We start from the raw sequence: 20885 nt of genomic DNA on the forward strand, positions 1-20885 counted from the left end.
AGGAAGCCAAATGTTGGAAGTTCAAGCCATTGATCAATACTATGGTGGCAGCCATACGCTGCGGCAGGTGTCGCTGTCCTTACAGCAGGGCGAATGTCTGGGCCTCTTGGGACGCAACGGCGTAGGCAAAACGACTTTGCTGAAATGTCTGATGGGCGTATTACCCATCGCCGGGGGCAAAGTGATGTTTGACGGACAGGATATTTCCCGTTTATCACCGCACAAACGGGCGGCACTGGGAATCGCGTATGTGCCTCAGGGACGCGATGTGTTTGCGCGATTGACCGTCGAGGAAAACATTATCATGGGGATGGCTCGCTTTCCGGGGGGCAGGGCTCGCCGTGTCAAGGAAGAGGTCTTCGAGCTGTTTCCTGTGCTGAAAACCATGCTGGGTCGCCGAGGCGGAGATCTGTCAGGTGGACAACAGCAGCAATTGGCCATCGCCCGCGCCTTGGTAGCCGAGCCGCGGTTGATTATTCTGGATGAGCCGACCGAGGGCATTCAGCCATCCATTATCAAAGACATCGGCCGAGTGATCCGGTTGCTGCGCGAGCGCGGCAACATCGGTATCCTGCTATGCGAACAGTATTTCGATTTTGCGCGCGAGCTGGCCGACCATTTCGTGGTCCTATCACGCGGCGAGGTAGTCGCCCACGGGCCGCGCACGGAGATGGATGGCGAGGACGTGCGGCGGCACTTGTCGGTATAACGGGGCAGAGTGGTGAGAAGCGAGGCGGACTCAGATTCAAATGCATCAGCCTGTTACATCGTTTCTTGGTACCCTTCAGGGCGGGGTATTTTTTACCGTGTCCCTATCTTCCTAGCCACTTATCCGATACTTTGTCAGTGTTTGCCATTTCCACCCCTTCCGTCTCGTACGCGGTCTCCAACCGTGATTGGGCAATGCCCGCCTGGCACCGTGTTTGTGTGGTGCTGTGTCTTTGTTTGGTCATGGTATTGGCGGGATGTAGTAGTACGGGTTCCGGCAAGGTCGAGGCCGGGTATTACCGCGTACAGGCCGGTGACACGCTGAATAAGATCGCCCGTCAGCACAATACCAGTGTGTCGGCGTTGATGCGGTTGAATAATCTGTCCAATCCTGATCGCATCAGCAAGGGGCAGTTGCTGCGTGTGGATGGCTCTGGCGGCGCTGCCTCGACGGGCAGCACGAGTGAAACGACCAGCAGCCGCACCAGTGGCACTCGCGCCCCGGCGGCGTCATCGTCGTCGTCTGCAGCGGTGGTGCGGGGATTGAAACTGGTATGGCCCGCCGAGGGAACGCTGACGCAACGGTATAACGGCAACTCGTCCAAGGGGCTGACGATCGTCAACAAGGCCGGTACGCCGATCAAAGCCGCAGCGGCCGGAAGCGTGGTCTACGCAGGTAACCGCCTACGTGGCTACGGCAATCTCGTGATCGTGCAACACTCGGGTGATTTCCTGAGCATCTATGCCCATAACAGCAAGCTGCTGGTCAAAGAGGGCCAAAAGGTTTCCCAGGGGCAACAGATCGCCGAGATGGGTAATACGGACCGTAAAGGGCCCGGCCTCTATTTTGAGCTGCGGCATCGCGGCCAACCTGTTGATCCGTCGGCCGCATTGCCGCCGCGCTGATCATCTGCTGGCGACAGTTTTTCCTTCTATATAGCGTCCTGCAATAGCTCGAGCATGAGCAGGCGAAGCCGTGTGCGGTTTCGTGATAGTTCGCAGGCTTCAATTGGTCTGAAAAAGTCCGCACTCCCTGGTTAAGCCGTGCGTTTAGATTACGTGGAGATCATGATTATCACCATGTGCTTTTCACTTATGTGCTTTTTGCCAAGGAGATCTCATGCACACCGCAGTTGAATCTATCATTATTCAAGACCAACAGCCTCGTTTGCCGCATCTGTTGGCCGGTTTGGCTGCCCAGGGTTGGGTGGTCCGCGCCTGCAAGACGACGAATGCTTTGGCAGATCTGGTCGAAGTTTGCGTGCCGCAGGTGTTGTTTCTGGAGAACGGGGAAAGTGACTTGCGCACCGCTGTGGGGATAGCGCGTTATGCGGCACCCAATGCGGCATTGATCGTCCTGGTCGATGATGCTGACGTGGACGCCCGCATTGTTGCCTTGGACGCGGGAGCCGATGCTTGCTGCCTGATGTCGACCGATGTGCGCGAACTCTGCGCGTTGGGGCGCTCCTTAAGCCGGTTGCGTACCCTTTCGCCTGAGCGCTCTGCCCGAGAGACGCCGTTATGGCGGCTGACGCATTCCGGACGCGTGCTGGCGGGGCCGCGTGGTCAACACTTGCCGCTGACGTTCACCGAAAGCGCGTTTTTCCTGCGTTTGCTGTCTTCGCCAGGGCATCGGTTGCCGCGCGAGCGTCTGGTAGCCGCGTCGGTAGCAGCAGGACCACGCAGCCGTCACTCGGCGCGCAGTGTGGACGTCATGGTGTCGCGTCTACGAGCCAAGGCGGAGCGGTTGGGAGTAGGACTGCCGCTACTGGCCGTACGGCAGTGGGGCTACATTTTTCTGGCGGATGTGGTGCCCGACGGTGGCGCCTTTGACGAAACGCCGAAGGCATCACCAGCCAGCTATGTCAACTAAGTAATGACCAGATTGTCGCGATGCATTAATTCTGGGTCGCTCATGCTGCCCAGAATTGATGCAATTCGAGACGACGGCTGACGCAAGATGCGTCGCGTATCGGTTGACGAGTAATTGATCAAGCCGCGTGCGCACTCGGTGCCTTGCGCGTCCAGGCACGCCACCACATCGCCTCGTTCGAATTCGCCTTGTACATCGACGACCCCGATCGAAAGCAGGCTCTTGCCGTCATGGAGCAGTGCTCTGACTGCACCCTCGTCCAGAATGACTCGCCCGCGCAGGCGCAGGTGGTCTGCCAGCCATTGTTTGCGGGCCGACCAGACGGGCAATACGGCGCGTAGTTCGGTGCCGATACATTCCCCTTGTGCCAGGCGCGTCAGTACGTCACGTTCGCGGCCGGAGGCGATGACCGTGTGTGCTCCGCTGTGTGCGGCGCGCTTGGCGGCCAGGATCTTGGTGAGCATGCCGCCCGTACCGATGCCCGAACCGGCGCCGCCGGCCATGGCTTCCAACGTCAGATCGCCGGCCTGTGCATGTGAGACAAAGACCGCGTTGGGATTTTTGCGCGGGTCAGAGTCGTAAAGACCGCGCTGATCAGTCAGGATGACCAGCGTGTCCGCTTCGATCAAGTTGGTGACCAACGCCCCCAGGGTGTCGTTGTCGCCCAAGCGGATTTCATCGGTGACGACCGTGTCATTTTCATTGACGATCGGCACCACGCCCATGCGCAACAGGGAAAACAGCGTGCTGCGTGCATTCAAATAGCGGCGGCGATCGGCCAGATCCTCGTGGGTGAGCAGAATCTGCGCGGTGCGCAGGCCATGCTCTGCGAATGCAGCCTCGTACGCCTGGCACAGCCCCATCTGGCCCACGGCTGCTGCCGCCTGGAGCTCATGCATGACGGAGGGGCGCTTGCGCCAGCCCAGCCGGGCCATGCCTTCGGCAATGGCGCCGCTCGATACGAGAATGACTTGCTTGCCTTGCTGGCGCAGCGTGGCAATCTGGGCTGCCCAGTGTGCGACGGCAATGCGGTCCAGTCCTCGGCCTTCGTTGGTGACTAGAGAGGATCCGACTTTGGCTACCAGACGGGTGGCCGAAGCAACAACAGAAACAGCGGTGTGATCAGCAGTCATGGCAATGACCGAAGTGTCGCGATGATGAGAGTAGTGGCCGCCATATGCGATGCGCGGCGGCCCGCGGAAAACGAAAATGCGATTATGGCTTATTCGTCACCGCTACGCGGCGCCTGAGTGATGGATGCGTCACTGCGTGTGGCGTCAAAACGCGGGTCTTCGGCGACGTAGGTGCCGTCCGCCTGGTCCTGGGCGACATGATCTTTGCGCTGTTCGGCGTCCAGGTAGTCCTGGAGCGCCCAGATCAGCTCTTGGGTGCCATCGCCGCTGAGGCCCGAAATGGCGTAAACCGGACCTTGCCAGCCGAACTGCTCGATAAAGCGTTCGCGTGCGGACTCGGGGTCGGCGACCACGTCCAGCTTGTTCAGCACCAGCCAGCGCGGTTTGTCGGCCAATTCTGGGTCGTAACGGCGTAATTCCTCGACAATGGCGCGAGCGTCAGTCACGGCCTGGTCGATAGGATCCACGTCGGGATCGACAGGTGAAATGTCGACCAGATGCAGCAATACCCGCGTGCGAGCCAAGTGCCGCAGGAACAAATGTCCCAGGCCTGCACCCTCGGAGGCGCCCTCGATCAGGCCGGGGATATCTGCCACGACAAAGCTGCGCGACGGCGAGGTGCGTACGACGCCCAGATTGGGGTGCAGTGTCGTGAAAGGATAGTCGGCGACTTTGGGGCGCGCATTGGAGATGCGGCTGATCAGCGTCGATTTGCCGGCATTGGGCAGCCCGAGCAGGCCTACGTCGGCCAGGACTTTCAGTTCCAGGCGCAGACGGCGTTGTTCGCCTTCTTTGCCGGGCGTCCATTGGCGTGGCGCGCGGTTGACGCTGGATTTGAAATGGATATTGCCCATGCCGCCTTGGCCACCCGCAGCCAGCGTGACCTTTTGGTCGTGACGGCTGAGGTCGAACAAGAGTTCGCCGGTATCGGCATCATGGATGACGGTGCCTACGGGCACTCGCAGCGTGATATCGGGTGCGGCGGCGCCGTATTGATCCGAGCCGCGGCCGTTTTCACCGTTTTTGCCACGATGCAAACGGGCGTAGCGGAAATCGATCAGCGTGTTGATGTTGCGATCCGCAACGGCAAAAATGCTGCCGCCGCGTCCACCATCGCCGCCGTCGGGGCCGCCCTTGGGGATAAATTTTTCGCGGCGAAAGCTCGCCACGCCATTCCCGCCTTTGCCGGCGATGACCTCGATGGTGGCTTCGTCTACGAATTTCATAAGTATCTGCCTGAAGCAAAAAAGCCCTGCCGCGTGCGACAGGGCTTTTGCCGTTTGTGAAACGGTTGCCGTTATCCGGTAACCGTTATTCGGCTGCCACGATCGACACGGTCTGCTTGTTCAATGCGCCTTTGAAGCCGAATTGAACCTTGCCGTCGACCAGCGCGAACAAGGTGTGATCCTTGCCGATGCCGACGTTGGTGCCGGGGTGGAAACGGGTGCCGCGCTGGCGCACGATGATCGAGCCAGCCGGGATGAGTTGGCCGCCAAATGCCTTGACGCCCAGTCGCTTCGATTCTGAGTCGCGACCGTTTCGCGTAGAGCCGCCGCCCTTTTTCTGTGCCATTTTTGATTAGCTCCTGCTATTCAATTAACCGAGTCGCTTACGCCGTGATGACGTCGATGCGGATTTCGGTGTAGTTCTGACGGTGGCCCTGGTGCTTCTGATAGTGCTTGCGACGGCGCATCTTGAAGATCTTGACCTTGTCATGCCGGCCATGCGCAAGAACCGTTGCCTTGACCACGGCGCCAGCGACGATCGGAGTACCAACTTTCAGTTGGTCGCCTTCGCCCACCGACAGGACCTGGTCCAGGGTGATTTCTTGCCCAATGTCAGCCGGTATCTGTTCTACCTTGAGTTTTTCGCCAGCGGCAACACGATACTGCTTGCCACCGGTTTTTACGACCGCGTACATGGGGTATTCCTTAAAAATAGGGATTTCGGTATTGACCGAACCAAAGATTCTAGCGCGCGGCTGTGGAAAAGTCAAAATTTCCTTATGGGGCAGGTGGTTAGGCCGATCAGGGCGCTCGGTTCGAGGGGAGGCCCGGGGCCTGCCAGGCGTTTTATTTGTTGAGGGCCAGTGTACTGGTGATACCTCGTATAATTTGCGAGGCCCCCGACAGCAGCGCGATTGCCTGCGTTGATACATCACAGAGCCTCGGGTCGGCTCTCCCTAATACCTGCCGGATACGTTTTGAATCTCCCTGAGCTGATCGCCCCTATTTCCGATGATATGAAGGCTGTCGATGCGGTTATCCGCGGACGCCTGGATTCGGAGGTCGTACTGATCCGGACGATTGCCGATTACATCATCGGTGCGGGTGGCAAGCGCATGCGGCCGGCCATGGTGCTGATGATGGCACGGGCGCTGAACTACCAAGGAGACCATCATCATCTGCTGGCGGCTGTTGTAGAGTTCATTCACACGGCGACCCTGCTGCATGACGATGTGGTCGATGAGTCTGATTTGCGCCGGGGGCGAGAGACGGCGAATGCCATGTTCGGCAATGCGGCCAGCGTATTGGTGGGCGATTACCTGTATTCGCGCTCGTTCGAGATGATGGTCGAGGCGGGGTCGATGCGCATTATGCAGATATTGTCCGAGGCGACCACTGTGATCGCCGAGGGCGAGGTGTTGCAATTGCTCAACGTTCACGACCCTGACGTTTCGCAAGAGCGCTATTTGCAGGTCGTGCGTTACAAAACCGCAAAGCTCTTCGAGGCGGCTGCCCAGGTGGGCGCCGTGCTGGCGGGAGCAACGGCCGAACAGGAGGCTGCGGCGGCTGCCTATGGGCGCCATATCGGCACCGCATTTCAGCTGGTGGATGATGTGCTGGACTACAGCGGGGATGCTCAGGCCCTGGGTAAAAACGTCGGAGACGACTTGCGCGAGGGCAAACCCACGCTGCCGTTGATCTGGGTGATGGAGCAGGGCACGCCCGCCCAGCGCGAGCTGATTCGTAACGCGATTCAGACAGGTGACGCAGACTTTGCCGCGGTGGCCGAAGCCATCCGGGCTACCGGCGCGCTGGAACACGCGCAGCAGGCTGCTTTAGCCGAGGCAGATATCGCCCGACGGGCGCTCGATATTCTGCCGATTTCCGTTTATCAGAAATCCCTGTTAGAATTCTGCGCTTTCGCGGTTAATCGAGATCGCTGAAGAAAAACGCTGCATAAGCAAATCGGGGCGTAGCTCAGCCTGGTAGAGTACTGCGTTCGGGACGCAGGAGTCGGAGGTTCGAATCCTCTCGCCCCGACCACTGATTGGTGGTCGAATTTTTACTGGTGTGCCCGACACCCGTAGCAAGAGCCGGAACTGTGAATACAGTGTCCGGCTTTTTTGTTGCCGGGTCGCCCCAAAACAAAAAACGCCCCCTTGGGGGGCAGCAGGCCGAAGGCGCAGCGTGGGGGTCTTTTTTGCTTCGGCAGCGGCGGCCTGATCGTGAAACAAAGAGCGCAAATATCGCGGCCGTCACTATGCTTTGATGAAGCCCGCGGCGGCGGTTTTGATGATTCCTTCGGCCAATCCCACGCCTGCCCCCAGGATAAAGCATCCGCACATGGCGGCGCCCGTGCTGTCTGCCGGGTTATTTCCCGGATGATCCCACATCGAATGCGTGGCCCATTTGGCGATGGTTGCTGCGCTGGCGGCGCCCATTGTTGTTTCGCGGCCGAGCGACCCCCACCGTTGCAGTGTGCGTATGGCTGTCACGTAGCCGAATGTCGAATTAATGGTTCCAATCGCGCGCAGTGTTGCGCCGCGTGTGTCAAATCCGCCCGAAACGAGCTGGAGGTCCGAGGACGATAAGTCGCGCATGGTGTTTTCGGTGATGAGGGTTCAGGTATTGTCGGCTGACAAAATGGGAGGACTGCGCGTCAGTCGTTTTGCATGGCGTCCGAAATGGCGGTCTTGGCGAGTTCCTCGAATAAGCCGACGGCCGCGCCGCAAAGCAAACTCGTCTTTAAACCTGAACCTATGCGCTCATCGACACGAAGGTTTTGGTCGTCCCATACTGAATGACTGAGGAACCCGCTAATGACGTTCGCGCCTGTGACGCCTTCGACTGTTCCCGATACGTTGATTCCCGTGATCCGCTGTATCTGTATGGCAAGCATATAGCCCACTGTCGAACCAACGGCGCCCAGTGCATGCAGTGTGGCACTGCCTACATTGAATCCGCCGGAAACGAATCGAAGGTCTGACGATGGCAATTCTTTCATGATATTTATTCGTGAAAAGGGTTAGCTAGCAATGGCCGGGATGTGTGGAAATATCGATTTTTCTCCATGATGTTCGCGCATGATGTCCTTGTTTATGAGAGAAGGTACGTGTATTGATGAGGCTGAACAGGAAGATATGAAATCAAGGAAATGCCCAGGGATCCGGCTGTGTTCAGCTGCATACAACCCACGTATCCCGGTCATCAGTTGCGGACACCGCGACCGCGAAAGCGATGCCAAATGTCACAATGGCCGCCTTTAATGTCCACCGCAAAAATGGGTTTTCCACATCCTCGATGATGGGTCCGAAGGACATGAATTCGGTTGATAGGTTGCTGTCGTAATCGTGTCGGTGCTGGAATCCGTCTGGCGTCATCGCAGCATTGGGCCGCGGCAGCATACGCATTGTGATACGCCAATAGTCTCCGTTGCGTGGCTCGCTGAATCCGCCTGATATCCATACAAGTTCATGCCGTGATAGTGTGCGCACGTGATAACTCCAAGGCCAGATAAGCCAATGCGTTTGTCTGAACTGTTTGATGCAAGATGGGGGCATCCATAGAACAGTGTTAATGATCATCAACGTGAGCAGCGGGCAATGCATCTAGCGCAATTGCGATACGGAACTGTGCCGCGAGTAATTCGTAATGCACGTCGATGACGGCCTGTTGAATGTTGGCGAGTTCGTCTTGCGCCTTGAGGAGTTCGACGGCGGTGCCTACGCCTTGCTGGTAGCGGATCTGGGCGCTGCGGTAAGCTTGTTCAGCGCTGGTTTCAGCGTCTCTGAGCAGCGTGTTTTTTTGGGCAGCGCTGCTCATGTGATTGAAATCCGTGAGGAGCTTCAGTTCTTCTTCGAGCTGCACCGTGCGTTCGGTCTCGCGGGCGGCTCGGGTTCGAGCGCGAGCGGCATCCGTGGCGTATCGGGTAGCTTGGCCGTCAAAAATGGGGATATGCACGGTGAGGCCGACGGACCAACTGTTGACGTTTTCTCTGGCGACGGCGTTGGCTGGAGGGGTGATGCCGAGGTGACGATCGGCTTGCAGGCTGATCTTGGGCTGATGCTGGGCCTCAATGGCTTGGGCTTCTGCTTTGGCAGCCTGTGTATTGGCGCGTGCGGCAGCGAGTCTTGGGTGATTGCGAATGGCGGCAGTGATTTGCTCGTCGATGGTGGAGCGGGTCGTTGCAGGTCTCGCGGTGGTAATTGCCGCGGCTGCATCATTCGAGACAGCCAGGCTGATGCGAGTCTGACCGGGCAGGCCTATCGCGGTGACGAGGGCGATCTTAGTGACTTCAGCTGCCGTGGCTTTGGTTTCGCTGTCGACGAGGTGTCGTTGCCACGCGACTTTGGCAAGAAGCTCGTCGGAGATGGAGCCGACTCCGCCCTCACGCAGGCGCTGGGTGGCGTGGAAATTTTTCTCGGCGCGAGTGGCGGCTGCGCGGGCTGCTGTGGCGCTGGCTGTGGCGCTGCGAGCCTTGTAATAGCTGTCAGCGACGGTGATGGCCTGATCGCGACTGACGAGCACTTTACTGTATAAGGCCGCGCTCAGTTTGGCATGTGCGTTGTCGTATTGTGCGCTGCGCTGTCCCGAGTCGAACAGCAGCCAGTTCAGCCCGAGCCGGGCATTGCCGCTGTACGCATGGAGATCATAGTTGCGCGCTGCGTGATCAGGATACTTGACGTGTTTGCCGATACGGCTGACATCGGCATTGGCATTCAACGTGGGCAGATATTTGGCGTTTGCGGCATCCAGGTTGGCGAGACTCTCTTCGATCGCGATGGCAGCCTGTTGCACGTTGGGCGCTTTGCAAAGCGCGACTTGGACCGCGTCGCGCAGACCCAGCTCCGTTAACGCAGGAGGCATTTCGCAGACGTCAGGCTCAAGGTTGAGCACGAGTGGCGGTGGCAGATCAAGCGATGTCTCTAGTGCAATGGCCGAGCCTGCCGTCGTCATCAGGCTGGCAGCCAAAAGAAGCGCATGCGATGAATGCATCATGCGTGTCAGTTGGGGGTTAATCATGATCGGGCGGGGATAGAATGTATTCGTGGATCCGTCCGTTCTTGAGCTCTAGTACGCGCTCCGCCGAGGCAATGGTCTGGGGCCTGTGGGCGACGACGATGCGGGTGATATTGAGCATTTTCAGCATGTGGACGACACGTGCCTCGACCGCGAGATCGAGATGGCAGGTCGCCTCGTCCAGAATGAGAATCTTGGGGCGGCGGTAGAGGGCGCGGGCAATCAATAACCGCTGTTTCTGACCGCCGGAAAGCATGGTGCCCATGTCGCCGACCAGCGTGTGATAGCCCATGGGTAGCGCCGCAATTTCGCTATGGATGGCGGCGTGCTTGCAACAGGTTTCAATCCAGTCACGATCCGTGTTGTGGTCAAAGAAACTGACGTTGTCTGCAATGGAGCCCGCGAATAAAACATCGTCCTGGAGTACAGAGGCGGAGATGGATCGTATACCGCGAGCCCCTAGCACGTGATAGGGAACACCGCCAATCGTTGCTTCGCCCTGCGTGGGCTGAAGAATGCCCAGCATGAGTTTGAGCAACGTCGATTTTCCGGCCCCCGTGGTGCCGACGATAGCGACGGATTGCCCCTCTGCGATCTGGAACGAGGCTTGGTCCAGCACCATGGGATCCGCGTCGCCATAGCGAAAACTGACATCGGAAAAGGCCAGCGTGCCGGAGATCTGGTCCAACGGGCGTTGTGGATCCCGTCCTGGGTCTTCGGGCGAGGTGAGCACGATGTCGGATAGCCGTTCGCCCTGAATGCGCAACATGCGCAACTCGAACAAGTTGTCGATCAGCGCGCCCACTCGTTGGTTGAACTGCGACTTGTAGGCGAGAAAGGCCATCAGCATGCCCACACTAAAGCCGCCGGCGATGACGAGGTGGGCGCCCGCCCACAGGATGATCAAGCCTTCCAGGCCAAAGATGACAGCGTTGAACTGTTGGAGGACAAGCTTGAGTTTTTGGATCTTGATGCCGGCATTGAATTGATCGACGAGCAGGGTCTGCCAGGCGGCACAGCGATCCTGCGCCTTTTGAAAGACCTGCAAGGTGCGTATGCCGCGCAGCGTTTCGAGAAAATGAGATTGCGTTTGTGCACCCTTGATGATGGCATCGTGTGAGCGCGCTTTGAGCGGCGGATAGGAGACGACACGAATGATGCCGTACAGCACCATGGCGACGATCGCGACGAGGGACAGCTGCCAGCTGTAAAGCCACATCAATACCAAGGTGATGACCGTCATCAACCCATCAAGGATGCCTGCGATCAAGGAGGCATTGAGCGTTTGCTGAATAGTGTCTATCGAGCCAAATCGCGAAACGATATCGCCAATGTGGCGCCGCTCAAAGAACGAGGTAGGCAGCTTGACCAAATGCGCAAACAGATTGCTCTTGCTCTGAAATGACAGGCTGGTGCTCAATTGCATGCCAACATAGGCACGCAGCGTGGAGACTGCCGTTTGCATGATCAGCAGCAAGGCAAATCCGATCAACAGCGTCGTCAATAGATCGATGTCTGCGGAAACGATGACATCGTCTATCACCCACTGCGTAAGCACGGGAGTTGTCAGTGACAGCATTTCCAGAACCAGCGCCAGGACGATGATTTGCAGTAGCGCGCGTTTCAGCCCAAAAACGGTACCCACCAGTTTGCGCAACGGCATGGGAGGTTGGGGAGGCGATATCTGGAAAGTCTGTGTAGGCCAGATCTCAAGCGCAACGCCTGTAAAGGCCTCGCTAAGTTCGGTGTGAGAGATCTTTCGCTGTCCTGTGGACGGATCATGAATGACCGCCGTTCGTCCGTTTGTCGAGCAAAGCACGACGAAATGGTTGAAGCGCCAATGCAGAATGCAGGGCGTACGCAGCTTGCTGAGATCATTGAGTTCGAGGGTGACAGCACGGTACTGTAAGCCCAGCTGTTCGCACATATTGGCGACCTGCAATAGGGTCACGCCCTTTAGCGAGATCGGGAATCGTTGCCGTAATTGATGAATAGTGAGTGAGTGGCCGTAATAGCCCGCTACCATGGCGATGCAGGCATTGGCGCATTCTGCGGCTTCGCCCTGAAGAATGACGGGCACTGTGGGGTGCCCTGACATCAAGCGTTTGAGATCTGTCAGTGTGAACGCGCTCATCAGGATACCTTTCCGCTGATGCTGTACAACGGTTCTAAGACCCATTCGTAGATTGCGCGTGTTTCCCGCAAGATGTCGACCTCCAGGGCCATGCCAGTGGCTAGCGGTTGCGCGTCGCCATAAGCGAGGATGTGTTGCGCATCCAGACGGAGCGCGGCACGGTAGTACAAGTCTTGGGCCGTGTTTTGATCCAGACCGGGAATGGCGCCGGAGATGTTCACGATTTCTGCAGCAGGCACGGCGGCAGTGGAAATAGAGACGACTTTGGCGCCGTGCATGCCAAACTTCTGATAGGGATAGGATGCATAGCGAATCATCGCTCGGTCGCCTACGCGGGTGAAACCGATGTCCCTGTTTTTGATATAGATGTCTGCAATCAACTCGGCGTGTTGGGGAACCAGGCTGAGCAGTGCCTTGCTGGGTTCGGCGTGCTGTCCGATCTCGACAAGAAGGCTGCTGACCTGGCCGGCTTCAGGGGCGAGTATGACGAGATGGCGTTTGGCTTCGCTTTCGGCGAGCTCTTGTGTGATGGCGAGAATCTCGCGTTCGATTTGCGTGGCGGCGGCCTGTTGTTTTAGTGGCAACGTGCGTTGTTCGCTTTCGTGTCTGGTCAGTTCTTTGACGGTTTCCGCGCGTTGTTGAGTCAGGTCGGCAAGCCTGGTCTGTTGTTCAAGGTGCATGGCTTGCTTTTCTTGGAGCTGATCACGTGAGACGTAACTTTCGGACGACAGCGTTTTGTATCGACGTGCGCTGTCTTGTGCGAGGGCTACTCGCTTGTGTTGCAGCAGGATCTGTTTATCGATGCGATCCAACGTTTGCGAGAGCGTGGCAATGGTGTTGGCCAGCGAGGCGGATTCCTCTTGGTGGATGGTGTCGAGCTTTTCCCGCTCGCGTTGCATCAGATCCAGGCGGCGTTGCATGCGGCTGCTGATCGTCTCCTGTGTGGCTGTGCCGGTCTGGGTGTAGCGCTCGCTGGAGATGGTAAGCAAGGGCTCGCCCTTTTTGACGAGCGCGCCTTCGGTGGTGTGTTTGGCCACGACGATGCCGGGCTGCGGGGCATAGACTTTGACTAGCCCGCTGGCGGGGATGAGTTGTCCATAGACTTTGACGCGTTTAGTGTAGGAACCAAAACAGAAGAACAGCGCGAGACTTAGACCGAACGCTGTGAATAAGCTCACCAATAGAGAGGTCGACAGGGGCCGCAGGGCAACGACGGATCCCAGGGGATGCGTTTTGGCGGCTTCAAGGGCGGCTTTGCGAAACATGAGGGAAAAGTTGATCAGATAACGCAATGTGAACAACAGGGGCTGTCATCCAAATGGGTCAAGTGATGTGTTGCGGTAGCTGCGCACGCCCGTCAGCGACGGCCACCCAGGCTTGCGTAAATGAGATGGTTAAAAGAGATGAAGGGCTGGGTCAGTAGGTATCGCTGTCACCATTGATTTTTGCCATTATCGCGGCCACGCTTAACAAGATGGCGGCTGAGTGCAAAGTCACCTTTAGGGCTGCCCGGAGATAGAGGTTTTCGACGTGATTGTCGATAAATTTGGGGCCTTCTGTAGTGAGAAAGTCAGCATCTTTCAAAACTAGGAGATGACGATCGTCCTCGTAGTGGTCGATAAAGGAGGAGCTGCTGAATCCACCCGATATCAGTGTGAGGTCTTGAGGCGCTAAGGTCCGCATGGTTGTGTCCATTTGTGGGTATTGGTATGCCGAAGGTTGTGGGGAACGTGTCAGTCACGAGATTGGTGGTTTGTTCTACTGTTTGACAGTGGTGCTGATGGGGGGGCGCCCGTCATCGCACGCAACACACGCTGCGCAGATTCTCGAGCGAGTGCAATCGTCAACAGCAGGTACGGAGAGATAGGAGGGCGCTCATCCTCTGGTCATTCTAGATAGACCGTCTCGGGATGAAACGAACAATGCCGCATTGGAGGGGCAATATCAGACTATTCTGATATGAGAATTTTCAGAATGTCGTGCGAGATGAACGACGGTGCGAGATATATGACCTCGAACACCGTCGTTTAAAAGGGCGCTATCGCGAGTAGCTGAGGAGAGGACTTAGATTTCAGTGGGAACGCAATAGCGTTCTTCGCGGTAGGCCCAGCTGGGCCAGAGCGCGTGTGCCAGGGCTTCTTCGGCGAGTGCGGCGTTGGTGTCGACCGCGGTGAAGGTTTCAGGCATGCCATAGCGGAATTGCACGGGGTTTTTGCCCGGCAGCAGCACCAGCAGATCATCGCCCTTTAGGTAGCCGTAGTGGTTTTCATATTGCATGATGGCGCGATTTGGAGCGCTGCGCGTCAGATCATGGCCCAGCATCGGATGGGTGCAAGTGACGCCGGCTAGTGAGAGCAGCGTGGGTGGCAGATCGATTTGGCTGATGATGCCCTCGTCGCGTCGCGCTTCGATGCCACCGCCGAGAATGACGGCGGGAATATGAAAGTGGCGTACCGGCACGAGGGTGTCGCCAAATACGCGCGAGTCGTGATCAGCGACCACCAGGAAAATGGTGTTGTCCCAGTAGGGGGCTTGGCGTGCGCGTTCGAAGAACTGTCCGATGGCCCAATCCGCGTAGCGGACGGTGTTTTCGACGGTGGCAGGGTTGCCGTCGACGGTGATGCGCCCGGCAGGATATTCCCATGGGGAGTGGTTGGATACGCTGAATGCCAGCGTGAACGACGGTTGGTTATTGTCGGAGTCGGCGCGCAGTCGCGCATCCAACTGGGTGAACATATCTTCGTCTGATGCGCCCCACGTGCCGACGAAGGCAGGGTTGGTGAAGTCCGGAAGGTCAATGATTTCGTCGAAACCATTTCCCAGGAAAAAGCCTTTCATGTTGTCGAAGTGCGATTCACCGCCGTAGATGAAACGAGAGTGATAGCCGTGACGGCCCAGCACGTCGGCCAAGGTAAAGAACCCGCGTTGCGCGGCAGGCAGTTTCAGAACTGCCTGCGCCGGGGTGGGCAGAAAGCCCGCCGTAACGGCCTCGAGTCCGCGTACCGAGCGCGTGCCGGTGGCATACGTGCGCGTGAAGGCCCAGCCCTCGCGTGCCAGCGCATCCAGATGCGGTGTGAGATCTTTGTCGCCGCCTAATGCCGCGCTGTACTGAGCCCCCAGGCTTTCTTCGAGAATGATGACGATATTGGCCGGACGGGAGCGTGTGCGTGTGGGGGTCTGCTGGTGCACGCTGGGATGAGTTTCCAGCGCGGGGGGGTGGGGTAGTCCTGCGCTGGATAAGACGATCTCTTGCATGCGCTCGCCCGGCATGCGTCCGTAGACAGCCGCTGCCGATTTTTCGTATTTCATGCTGTAGATCGCATAGGACACGTTATAGAGGGAATTCAATGCGAGCGTATTGAGCAGGCCGTCGTTGCTGTATGCCACGGTCGATGGGTTGATTGGCCGGTGTCCCAGGGTGCCCCGTATGGCGAGGATGATGGCAGCGAGGATGACCAGGCTGCCCAGCGCCATTTGCCACCAGGACCAACGGGCTTCGACGGGAGGATCGCCGAACAGGGCATGGCCAATGGCCAGTAACACGACGACTGCGACCAGTGCGCCTGCGAGCTCTAGTTTGTAGCCGCGCCAAAGCATGCCGGAAACCTCTCGCGGATGCTTCAGGTATTCCACGAACAGGCGATTGGGACGCGTGTCGTATTCCATGATGAAGGCCGGAGTCGCCACCTCCAGGAAGCCCAGCAGGATCCAGCATACCTGCAGCCATATTCCCGTTGCGGCCGCAGCCGCCGGCAAGTGGGCGAATAATGGCGAAAGCACCGCGGGCAGTGCGACCAGAACGGCGATTTGGTTCGTGTCGATGCGCAGCCCGCCCAGCAGCAGGGGGCGCAAGCCACCGGCCTTGGTGACGCGGCGCCATTGCCAGGCTGCCAACGCCAGCCGGCTGACAACGAGCAGCACGAAGGCGGCGATGATGAATATAAGAGTGGAATGTCGCATGAGAGATTTCCGCTGTCTGCGGCACCGATAGTCAGGCGCCGCAGGCGGGCGGCATGGATATCAGGAGCTTGTACCTGCGGGTAAATTGGCGCGGACCAGGCGGCCGGCAATGGATTCACGCATAGGAATTTCGGGCAGCGTGTCGCCAGGGCCGTACCAGTGGGCTTCTGCGATCTCGTCTTCTTGTATTCGGATCTCGCCATCCACGTATTCGGCGGTAAAGGCAATCATCAGCGAATGGGGGAAGGGCCAGGATTGGCTGCCGAAGTAGCGCAGGTCTTTCACGCGCAGGCCGACTTCCTCGTAGACCTCGCGATGGATGGCGTCTTCGATGCTTTCTCCTGCCTCGACAAAGCCTGCCAATGCGGTGTGACGCGCCGTGGCATAGGTCGCGTGGCGCGCCAGCAGAATGCTGTCGCCTTTGCGCACCAGCACCATCATGGCGGGGGAAATGCGGGGGTACGCAGACATCCCGCAAGCCGGGCAACGCATGCAGAGCTCGTGGCCGACCGGTTCCATGGGAGTTGCGCAGACTCCGCAAAACCGATGGGTACGAGCCCATTCTGCAACTTGGAAGGCGCGTCCGGCGAGTGCGGTGCGATCGCCCAATTCGCTGTACAGCGCGCGCAGTTTGAGGAAAGCGTAGCCGGCGGGCGGCTCGGTCGTCAGCGGGACATGGGTGGTTCGGATATGCGGGTTGTCCAGCCACACTTGCTGCAGGCTTTCAGGTTGCAGGCTGAGTGCAGCGCAGACCACGGCATCAGGGAGTTCAAGGCCGGTCTCTTGGACTAGAAGTTCGTTGCCTCGGAAAATGAAATTCAAGATGCTTCCTTGATGCCCGCAGGCTATTTTGCAGTCGCTACTTTACTGCGGGAATGGGTCCCAAGGAAACGCCGGGCCGCCCCAAGTTTCCTTGGCCCCTGGGGGAGGGTGAGCGAAGCTCAGCCCAGGGGGGGTATCGGTTTGAAACGCCGGGCCGCCCCAAGTTTCCTTGGCCCCTGGGGGAGGGTGAGTGACTCCCGGGCTCGTTTGGTGGTTCAGGCGCCATTCCCCGGCTGAGTCAGGCGGGCGATGGCGATGTCCAGTGGCCAGGCCAGGGTCTCGACCAGATCGGCGATGGCTTCGATGTCGTCCAGTGCGACGTGCGGCAAGGGATGCTCGTTCGACTCCGTATCGCTGGCAATGGCCCCGATACTGGGATCATCGGGGTAGAGCCAGGGCTTGTTGTTCACTCGGCGGTGGACTTCGATCTTGATGTGCGCATTGCGCTTGAACCCCTCGACGAGAATGAAGTCGACGGGACTCATGGCGCCGAGTAATTCCCCCAATTCGGGTTCGGGCGCACCACGCAGCTCATGCATCAGTGCCCACCGGGCGGATGAAGCGACCAGGACTTCCGTTGCGCCGGATGCGCGGTGCAGAAACGAGTCTTTACCGGGGGTATCGATGTCGAACGCGTGGTGGGCGTGCTTGACCGTAGAGACGCTATAGCCCCGGGCTTTCAGGCAGGGGATGAGTTTGGTCAGTAATGAGGTCTTGCCCGCACCGCTCCATCCGGCAAAACCGATAATTTTTGTCATGTGGGGATTCGTCACAGGGAATCAGGTCTGGAAACGGCTTAAATCAGGCCGTCAAAAGGCATCACGTCGACGAAGTCGCCGGCGGCGACGTTGCCTTGGTCGTGGTGCAATACCATCAGGCCATTGGCCTCGCTCATACTGCGCAAAATGCCCGAGCCTTGTGAACCGGTGATGCTGGCTTGCCACCCGCCGCCCGTCGCCGGGGTCACGATGGCGCGTTGATATTCCGTGCGGCCCGGTTTTTTCCGAATGGGTTGTGCGGCCGTGCAGCGCAGCAAGGGGAGCGTATTCGATGTGGCGCCCGACATGGTCAATAACGCATCACGTACCAGGGCGTAGAACGTCACCATGACGGCAACGGGATTCCCCGGCAAACCAAACAGAATGGCGTCGCCATGGTCGGCGCGGATGCGGCCGATGGCCATGGGCCGGCCCGGACGCATGGCGATCCGCCAGAACAGCACATCGCCCAGTTCGGCCATGACAGTCTTTGTGTGGTCGGCTTCGCCGACGCTGACGCCTCCCGAGGTGATGACGGCATCTGCGTTGGCGGCCGCGGCGCTGAAGGCGGCGGCGAGCGCCTGCGGGTCGTCGCGTACGACGCCCAGATCCAGGATCTCGACACCTAGCCGCTGCAACATGCTCCACAAGGTATAGCGGTTGCTGTCGTAGACGCAGCCTTCGTCCAGCGGTTCGCCAATGGAGCGTAATTCGTTGCCGGTAGAGAAAAAGGCGACGCGCAGCCGTCTTTGTACCGGGACTTCAGCTTGGCCCAGTGAGGCCAGCAGGCCAATGTCGGCGGGACGCAGTACGCGGCCCGCCGACAGGGCACTGTCGCCGATGGCCAAGTCTTCGCCTGCCAAGCGTCGGTTGTCTCCAGTGCGCAAGACATTTGCGGGAATAATGATTCGATCGCCATCCTGTTGGACGAATTCCTGAGGGACGACGGTGNGAGGAGTCTCCTGCCAGCAGAGCGCCGGTCACTTGCAACACCGTGTCGGCATCCTCGGCCAACTCGCTGCCGGCGAATGCGTAGCCGTCCATGGCCGAGTTGTCGTGCGCCGGGACATTCAGATGCGACACGATATCGCGTGCCAGCACGCGTCCCAGCGCCGAACGCAACGGCAGCATTTCCACTGTGTTCAGACGCGGCACCAGTTGGTCAATAAAGGCGCGGGCCTGCGGAATCGGCAGGGCATTGGGGTCGTAGCCGCTGATACAGGAAACGATGGAGGCCAGACTGGGGGGCAGGGGACGAGTCATCAGGAAAGTTGGTGCAATTCGGCCAGGGTGTTGGCGCCGGCAAAGGCCTGCGCATCCTCGAAGGTTACGTCGATGCAGCGGTGTTGCGCCGTCCAGATGTCGATTTTGCGCTGGCCGCTATGTAAAAACTCCAGCAGACTGGATAGCAGCGACGTTTTCATCAAGCAGAAAACCGGCTGGGTACGTAATTTGCCGTCTTGCTGCGTGGCGGCCATGGCGATGTCGGCGTCTTGTTCGGTTAGCGCTTGCGCCAGGCGCTGTACCAGATCGAGCGGAAACCGGGGGCAGTCGCACGGCACCGTGACCAGGTAGGGGGTTTCGCAGCGTTCCAGTCCGGTGGCCAATCCCGCCAAGGGACCGGCGAAATCCGGCAGATTGTCTGGCCAGACGGCCACCCCCATGGCCTCGTAGGCGCCCAGGTTGCGGTTGGCGTTGATCATGGTTTCGCCGACCTGAGGTGCGAGACGCATCAACGCATGCAGAGCCATGGGCATGCCTTGGTAGTTCTGCAGTCCTTTGTCTACGCCGCCCATGCGGCTGCCCCGTCCACCCGCGAGAATGAGGCCCGTAATATCGTTAGTATGGATCATGGCACGCGATAAAACGCGCCGCGCTCAGCGCCGCGCAATGGCGGCCAGTATAGACCAGCCTCATCGCGTGGGCAGAGCAGAGGCTAGACCCAACTGCCGCTCTGCTAACATGCCCGAAGGTAGCCGCCTAGCCGCTTTGGCGTGAAATCGCTCCCGTGGGAGCAGCAAACCAAAGGCGCGGCCTTCGTCGTTTTTATTAACGACTCCTTTCTCTTTCGCTGATTTCAGAGACAGACCCTTCATGGTCACTTCCGATACTTTGCTTCAGGCCCTGCAGGCCGTCATTGATCCCAACACGGGCAAGCCCTTGGCCGAAGCCAAGGCAGTGAAAAACCTTCAGATCGATGGCGCCGATGTGGCGTTCGATGTGGAACTGGGTTACCCGGCCAAAAGCCAGATCCCGGCATTGCGCAGCGCATTGATTGCGGCAGCGAAATCGGTGCCGGGTGTGGGTAATGTATCCATCAACCTGCGTTCAGTGATTGTGGCGCATGCCGCACAGCGCGGGGTGGCATTGTTGCCCAACATCAAAAACATCATTGCCGTAGCGTCGGGCAAAGGCGGTGTGGGCAAGAGCACCACGGCCGTGAATCTGGCGCTGGCCCTGGCGGCCGAAGGCGCCCGGGTCGGGATTCTGGATGCGGATATCTATGGCCCCAGCCAGTCCATGATGATGGGCATCAATGCGCGCCCGCAGAGCGAAGACGGCAACACGATGGAACCCCTGGAAAACTATGGGGTGCAGGTGATGTCTATCGGCTTTTTGGTCGATGCCGACGAGGCCATGATCTGGCGCGGCCCGATGGCAGTGCAGGCGTTGGAACAGCTATTGCGCCAGACAAATTGGAAAGATCTGGATTATCTGGTGGTGGATATGCCGCCGGGCACAGGGGATATTCACCTGTCGTTGAGCCAAAAAGTGCCGGTGACGGGGGCCGTCATCGTGACGACGCCTCAGGACATTGCCTTGCTGGATGCGCGCAAGGGCGTCAAAATGTTCGAGAAAGTCGGGGTGCCGATCCTGGGCGTGGTCGAAAACATGGCGGTCCACGTCTGTAGCCAGTGCGGTCACGCCGAGCATATTTTCGGGTCGGGCGGCGGCCAGAAAATGGCGGCGGATTATCAGTTGCCGTATTTGGGCGCCTTGCCTTTGGATATCAATATTCGCCTGCAGGCCGATGGCGGTCAGCCGTCCGTGATTGCAGACCCGGATGGCGAGGTCGCGGGCTTGTACAAGTCCGTGGCGCGCCAGGTGGCGCTCTCGGTCGCCGGCATGGCCAAAGACCATTCTTCGAAACTGTCGGCGATTTCGGTTAGTCGAGCGAAGTAGGTAAAGCGCTATGAGCGATTCCTTTCCTGTCAGTCTGGATGTAGCGGTGGTGATGCGCAAGGAGCGCAT

21 protein-coding genes, 1 tRNA gene and 1 pseudogene are annotated in these 20885 nt (G+C 58.7%); 7 read left to right on the forward strand and 16 right to left on the reverse strand.

From position 1 onward, the window contains the following. The first annotated feature begins 10 nt into the window (after window positions 1–10). The 3 genes from urtE (at window position 11) to ACNA0J_RS01115 (ending at window position 2581) form a co-directional block, all read left to right on the forward strand. A complete protein-coding gene (gene urtE, locus ACNA0J_RS01105) occupies window positions 11–709 on the forward strand; it encodes an urea ABC transporter ATP-binding subunit UrtE (protein ID WP_415815548.1) in 699 nt (232 codons plus the stop codon). Window positions 710–903: 194 nt separating this feature from the next. Continuing rightward, entirely contained in the window at window positions 904–1614 is a 711-nt protein-coding gene (locus ACNA0J_RS01110) for a peptidoglycan DD-metalloendopeptidase family protein (RefSeq protein WP_415815550.1), read from the forward strand. A 214-nt stretch (window positions 1615–1828) separates the two neighbouring features. Further along, window positions 1829–2581, forward strand: a complete 753-nt coding sequence (locus ACNA0J_RS01115) for a response regulator transcription factor (protein WP_415815552.1) — start codon at window positions 1829–1831, stop codon at window positions 2579–2581. Here ACNA0J_RS01115 and proB read toward each other — a convergent pair. The 4 genes from proB to rplU all read right to left on the reverse strand — a co-directional run bounded on the left by proB (window position 2578) and on the right by rplU (window position 5635). Beyond that, the gene (gene proB / locus ACNA0J_RS01120; RefSeq protein WP_415815554.1) at window positions 2578–3714 is read right to left on the reverse strand and encodes a glutamate 5-kinase; all 1137 of its coding nucleotides are present in this window, start codon (window positions 3712–3714) and stop codon (window positions 2578–2580) included. The two genes, ACNA0J_RS01115 and proB, sit on opposite strands and share 4 nt — an antisense overlap. 89 nt (window positions 3715–3803) lie before the next feature. After that, window positions 3804–4940, reverse strand: a complete 1137-nt coding sequence (gene obgE / locus ACNA0J_RS01125) for a GTPase ObgE (RefSeq protein ID WP_415815556.1) — start codon at window positions 4938–4940, stop codon at window positions 3804–3806. 85 nt (window positions 4941–5025) lie between these two features. Further along, the gene (rpmA, locus tag ACNA0J_RS01130; protein ID WP_160351036.1) at window positions 5026–5286 is read right to left on the reverse strand and encodes a 50S ribosomal protein L27; all 261 of its coding nucleotides are present in this window, start codon (window positions 5284–5286) and stop codon (window positions 5026–5028) included. A gap of 37 nt (window positions 5287–5323) precedes the next feature. Next, a complete protein-coding gene (rplU, locus tag ACNA0J_RS01135; RefSeq protein ID WP_415815559.1) occupies window positions 5324–5635 on the reverse strand; it encodes a 50S ribosomal protein L21 in 312 nt (103 codons plus the stop codon). A 282-nt stretch (window positions 5636–5917) separates the two neighbouring features. Between rplU and ispB the strand changes: the two genes are divergently transcribed. Beyond that, the gene (ispB, locus tag ACNA0J_RS01140) at window positions 5918–6883 is read left to right on the forward strand and encodes an octaprenyl diphosphate synthase (protein WP_415815561.1); all 966 of its coding nucleotides are present in this window, start codon (window positions 5918–5920) and stop codon (window positions 6881–6883) included. A 23-nt stretch (window positions 6884–6906) separates the two neighbouring features. Next, window positions 6907–6983 (forward strand) — tRNA-Pro (locus ACNA0J_RS01145). Between the two features lie 215 nt (window positions 6984–7198). Here the strand turns inward: ACNA0J_RS01145 and ACNA0J_RS01150 are convergent. The 12 genes and pseudogenes from ACNA0J_RS01150 to mobA all read right to left on the reverse strand — a co-directional run bounded on the left by ACNA0J_RS01150 (window position 7199) and on the right by mobA (window position 19486). Further along, entirely contained in the window at window positions 7199–7540 is a 342-nt protein-coding gene (locus tag ACNA0J_RS01150) for a hypothetical protein (RefSeq protein WP_415815563.1), read from the reverse strand. A gap of 59 nt (window positions 7541–7599) precedes the next feature. After that, window positions 7600–7944 carry a hypothetical protein gene (locus tag ACNA0J_RS01155; protein WP_415815565.1) on the reverse strand — a complete coding sequence of 115 codons (345 nt, stop codon included), beginning with the start codon at window positions 7942–7944 and terminating at the stop codon, window positions 7600–7602. A gap of 569 nt (window positions 7945–8513) precedes the next feature. Continuing rightward, window positions 8514–9938 carry a TolC family protein gene (locus tag ACNA0J_RS01160; RefSeq protein ID WP_415815567.1) on the reverse strand — a complete coding sequence of 475 codons (1425 nt, stop codon included), beginning with the start codon at window positions 9936–9938 and terminating at the stop codon, window positions 8514–8516. 16 nt (window positions 9939–9954) lie between these two features. After that, window positions 9955–12093 carry a peptidase domain-containing ABC transporter gene (locus tag ACNA0J_RS01165; protein ID WP_415815569.1) on the reverse strand — a complete coding sequence of 713 codons (2139 nt, stop codon included), beginning with the start codon at window positions 12091–12093 and terminating at the stop codon, window positions 9955–9957. Further along, on the reverse strand, window positions 12093–13394 hold the full coding sequence (locus ACNA0J_RS01170) for an HlyD family secretion protein (protein WP_415815571.1): 1302 nt from the start codon (window positions 13392–13394) through the stop codon (window positions 12093–12095). Before ACNA0J_RS01170 ends, ACNA0J_RS01165 begins: the two co-directional genes overlap by 1 nt. Before the next feature lie 115 nt (window positions 13395–13509). Further along, the gene (locus ACNA0J_RS01175) at window positions 13510–13776 is read right to left on the reverse strand and encodes a hypothetical protein (protein ID WP_415815573.1); all 267 of its coding nucleotides are present in this window, start codon (window positions 13774–13776) and stop codon (window positions 13510–13512) included. Between the two features lie 381 nt (window positions 13777–14157). Next, window positions 14158–16053 carry an LTA synthase family protein gene (locus ACNA0J_RS01180; RefSeq protein WP_415815575.1) on the reverse strand — a complete coding sequence of 632 codons (1896 nt, stop codon included), beginning with the start codon at window positions 16051–16053 and terminating at the stop codon, window positions 14158–14160. Between the two features lie 60 nt (window positions 16054–16113). Then, window positions 16114–16875 (reverse strand): NAD(+) diphosphatase, encoded by a 762-nt coding sequence (gene nudC, locus ACNA0J_RS01185; RefSeq protein ID WP_415815577.1) that lies wholly within the window; start codon window positions 16873–16875, stop codon window positions 16114–16116. A gap of 215 nt (window positions 16876–17090) precedes the next feature. Further along, a complete protein-coding gene (mobB, locus tag ACNA0J_RS01190; RefSeq protein ID WP_415815579.1) occupies window positions 17091–17633 on the reverse strand; it encodes a molybdopterin-guanine dinucleotide biosynthesis protein B in 543 nt (180 codons plus the stop codon). A 38-nt stretch (window positions 17634–17671) separates the two neighbouring features. Then, window positions 17672–18584: molybdopterin molybdotransferase MoeA (locus ACNA0J_RS01195; RefSeq protein ID WP_415815581.1), on the reverse strand; the 913-nt coding region annotated here is incomplete at its 5' end. A 1-nt stretch (window position 18585) separates the two neighbouring features. Beyond that, window positions 18586–18896, reverse strand: a pseudogene (locus ACNA0J_RS01200) (molybdopterin molybdenumtransferase MoeA); the annotation flags it as partial. Then, window positions 18896–19486, reverse strand: a complete 591-nt coding sequence (gene mobA, locus ACNA0J_RS01205) for a molybdenum cofactor guanylyltransferase MobA (RefSeq protein WP_415815583.1) — start codon at window positions 19484–19486, stop codon at window positions 18896–18898. The pseudogene ACNA0J_RS01200 and the gene mobA, both read right to left, overlap by 1 nt. Window positions 19487–19727: 241 nt before the next feature. Between mobA and apbC the strand changes: the two genes are divergently transcribed. Next, window positions 19728–20816 (forward strand): iron-sulfur cluster carrier protein ApbC, encoded by a 1089-nt coding sequence (apbC, locus tag ACNA0J_RS01210; protein ID WP_415815585.1) that lies wholly within the window; start codon window positions 19728–19730, stop codon window positions 20814–20816. Window positions 20817–20826: 10 nt separating this feature from the next. Next, window positions 20827–20885, forward strand: a 59-nt coding sequence (locus ACNA0J_RS01215) for a hypothetical protein (RefSeq protein ID WP_415816485.1), incomplete at its 3' end; no start/stop codon positions are given.

This window comes from Bordetella tumbae (assembly GCF_965139195.1).
Taxonomy (GTDB): domain Bacteria; phylum Pseudomonadota; class Gammaproteobacteria; order Burkholderiales; family Burkholderiaceae_B; genus Bordetella_A; species Bordetella_A tumbae.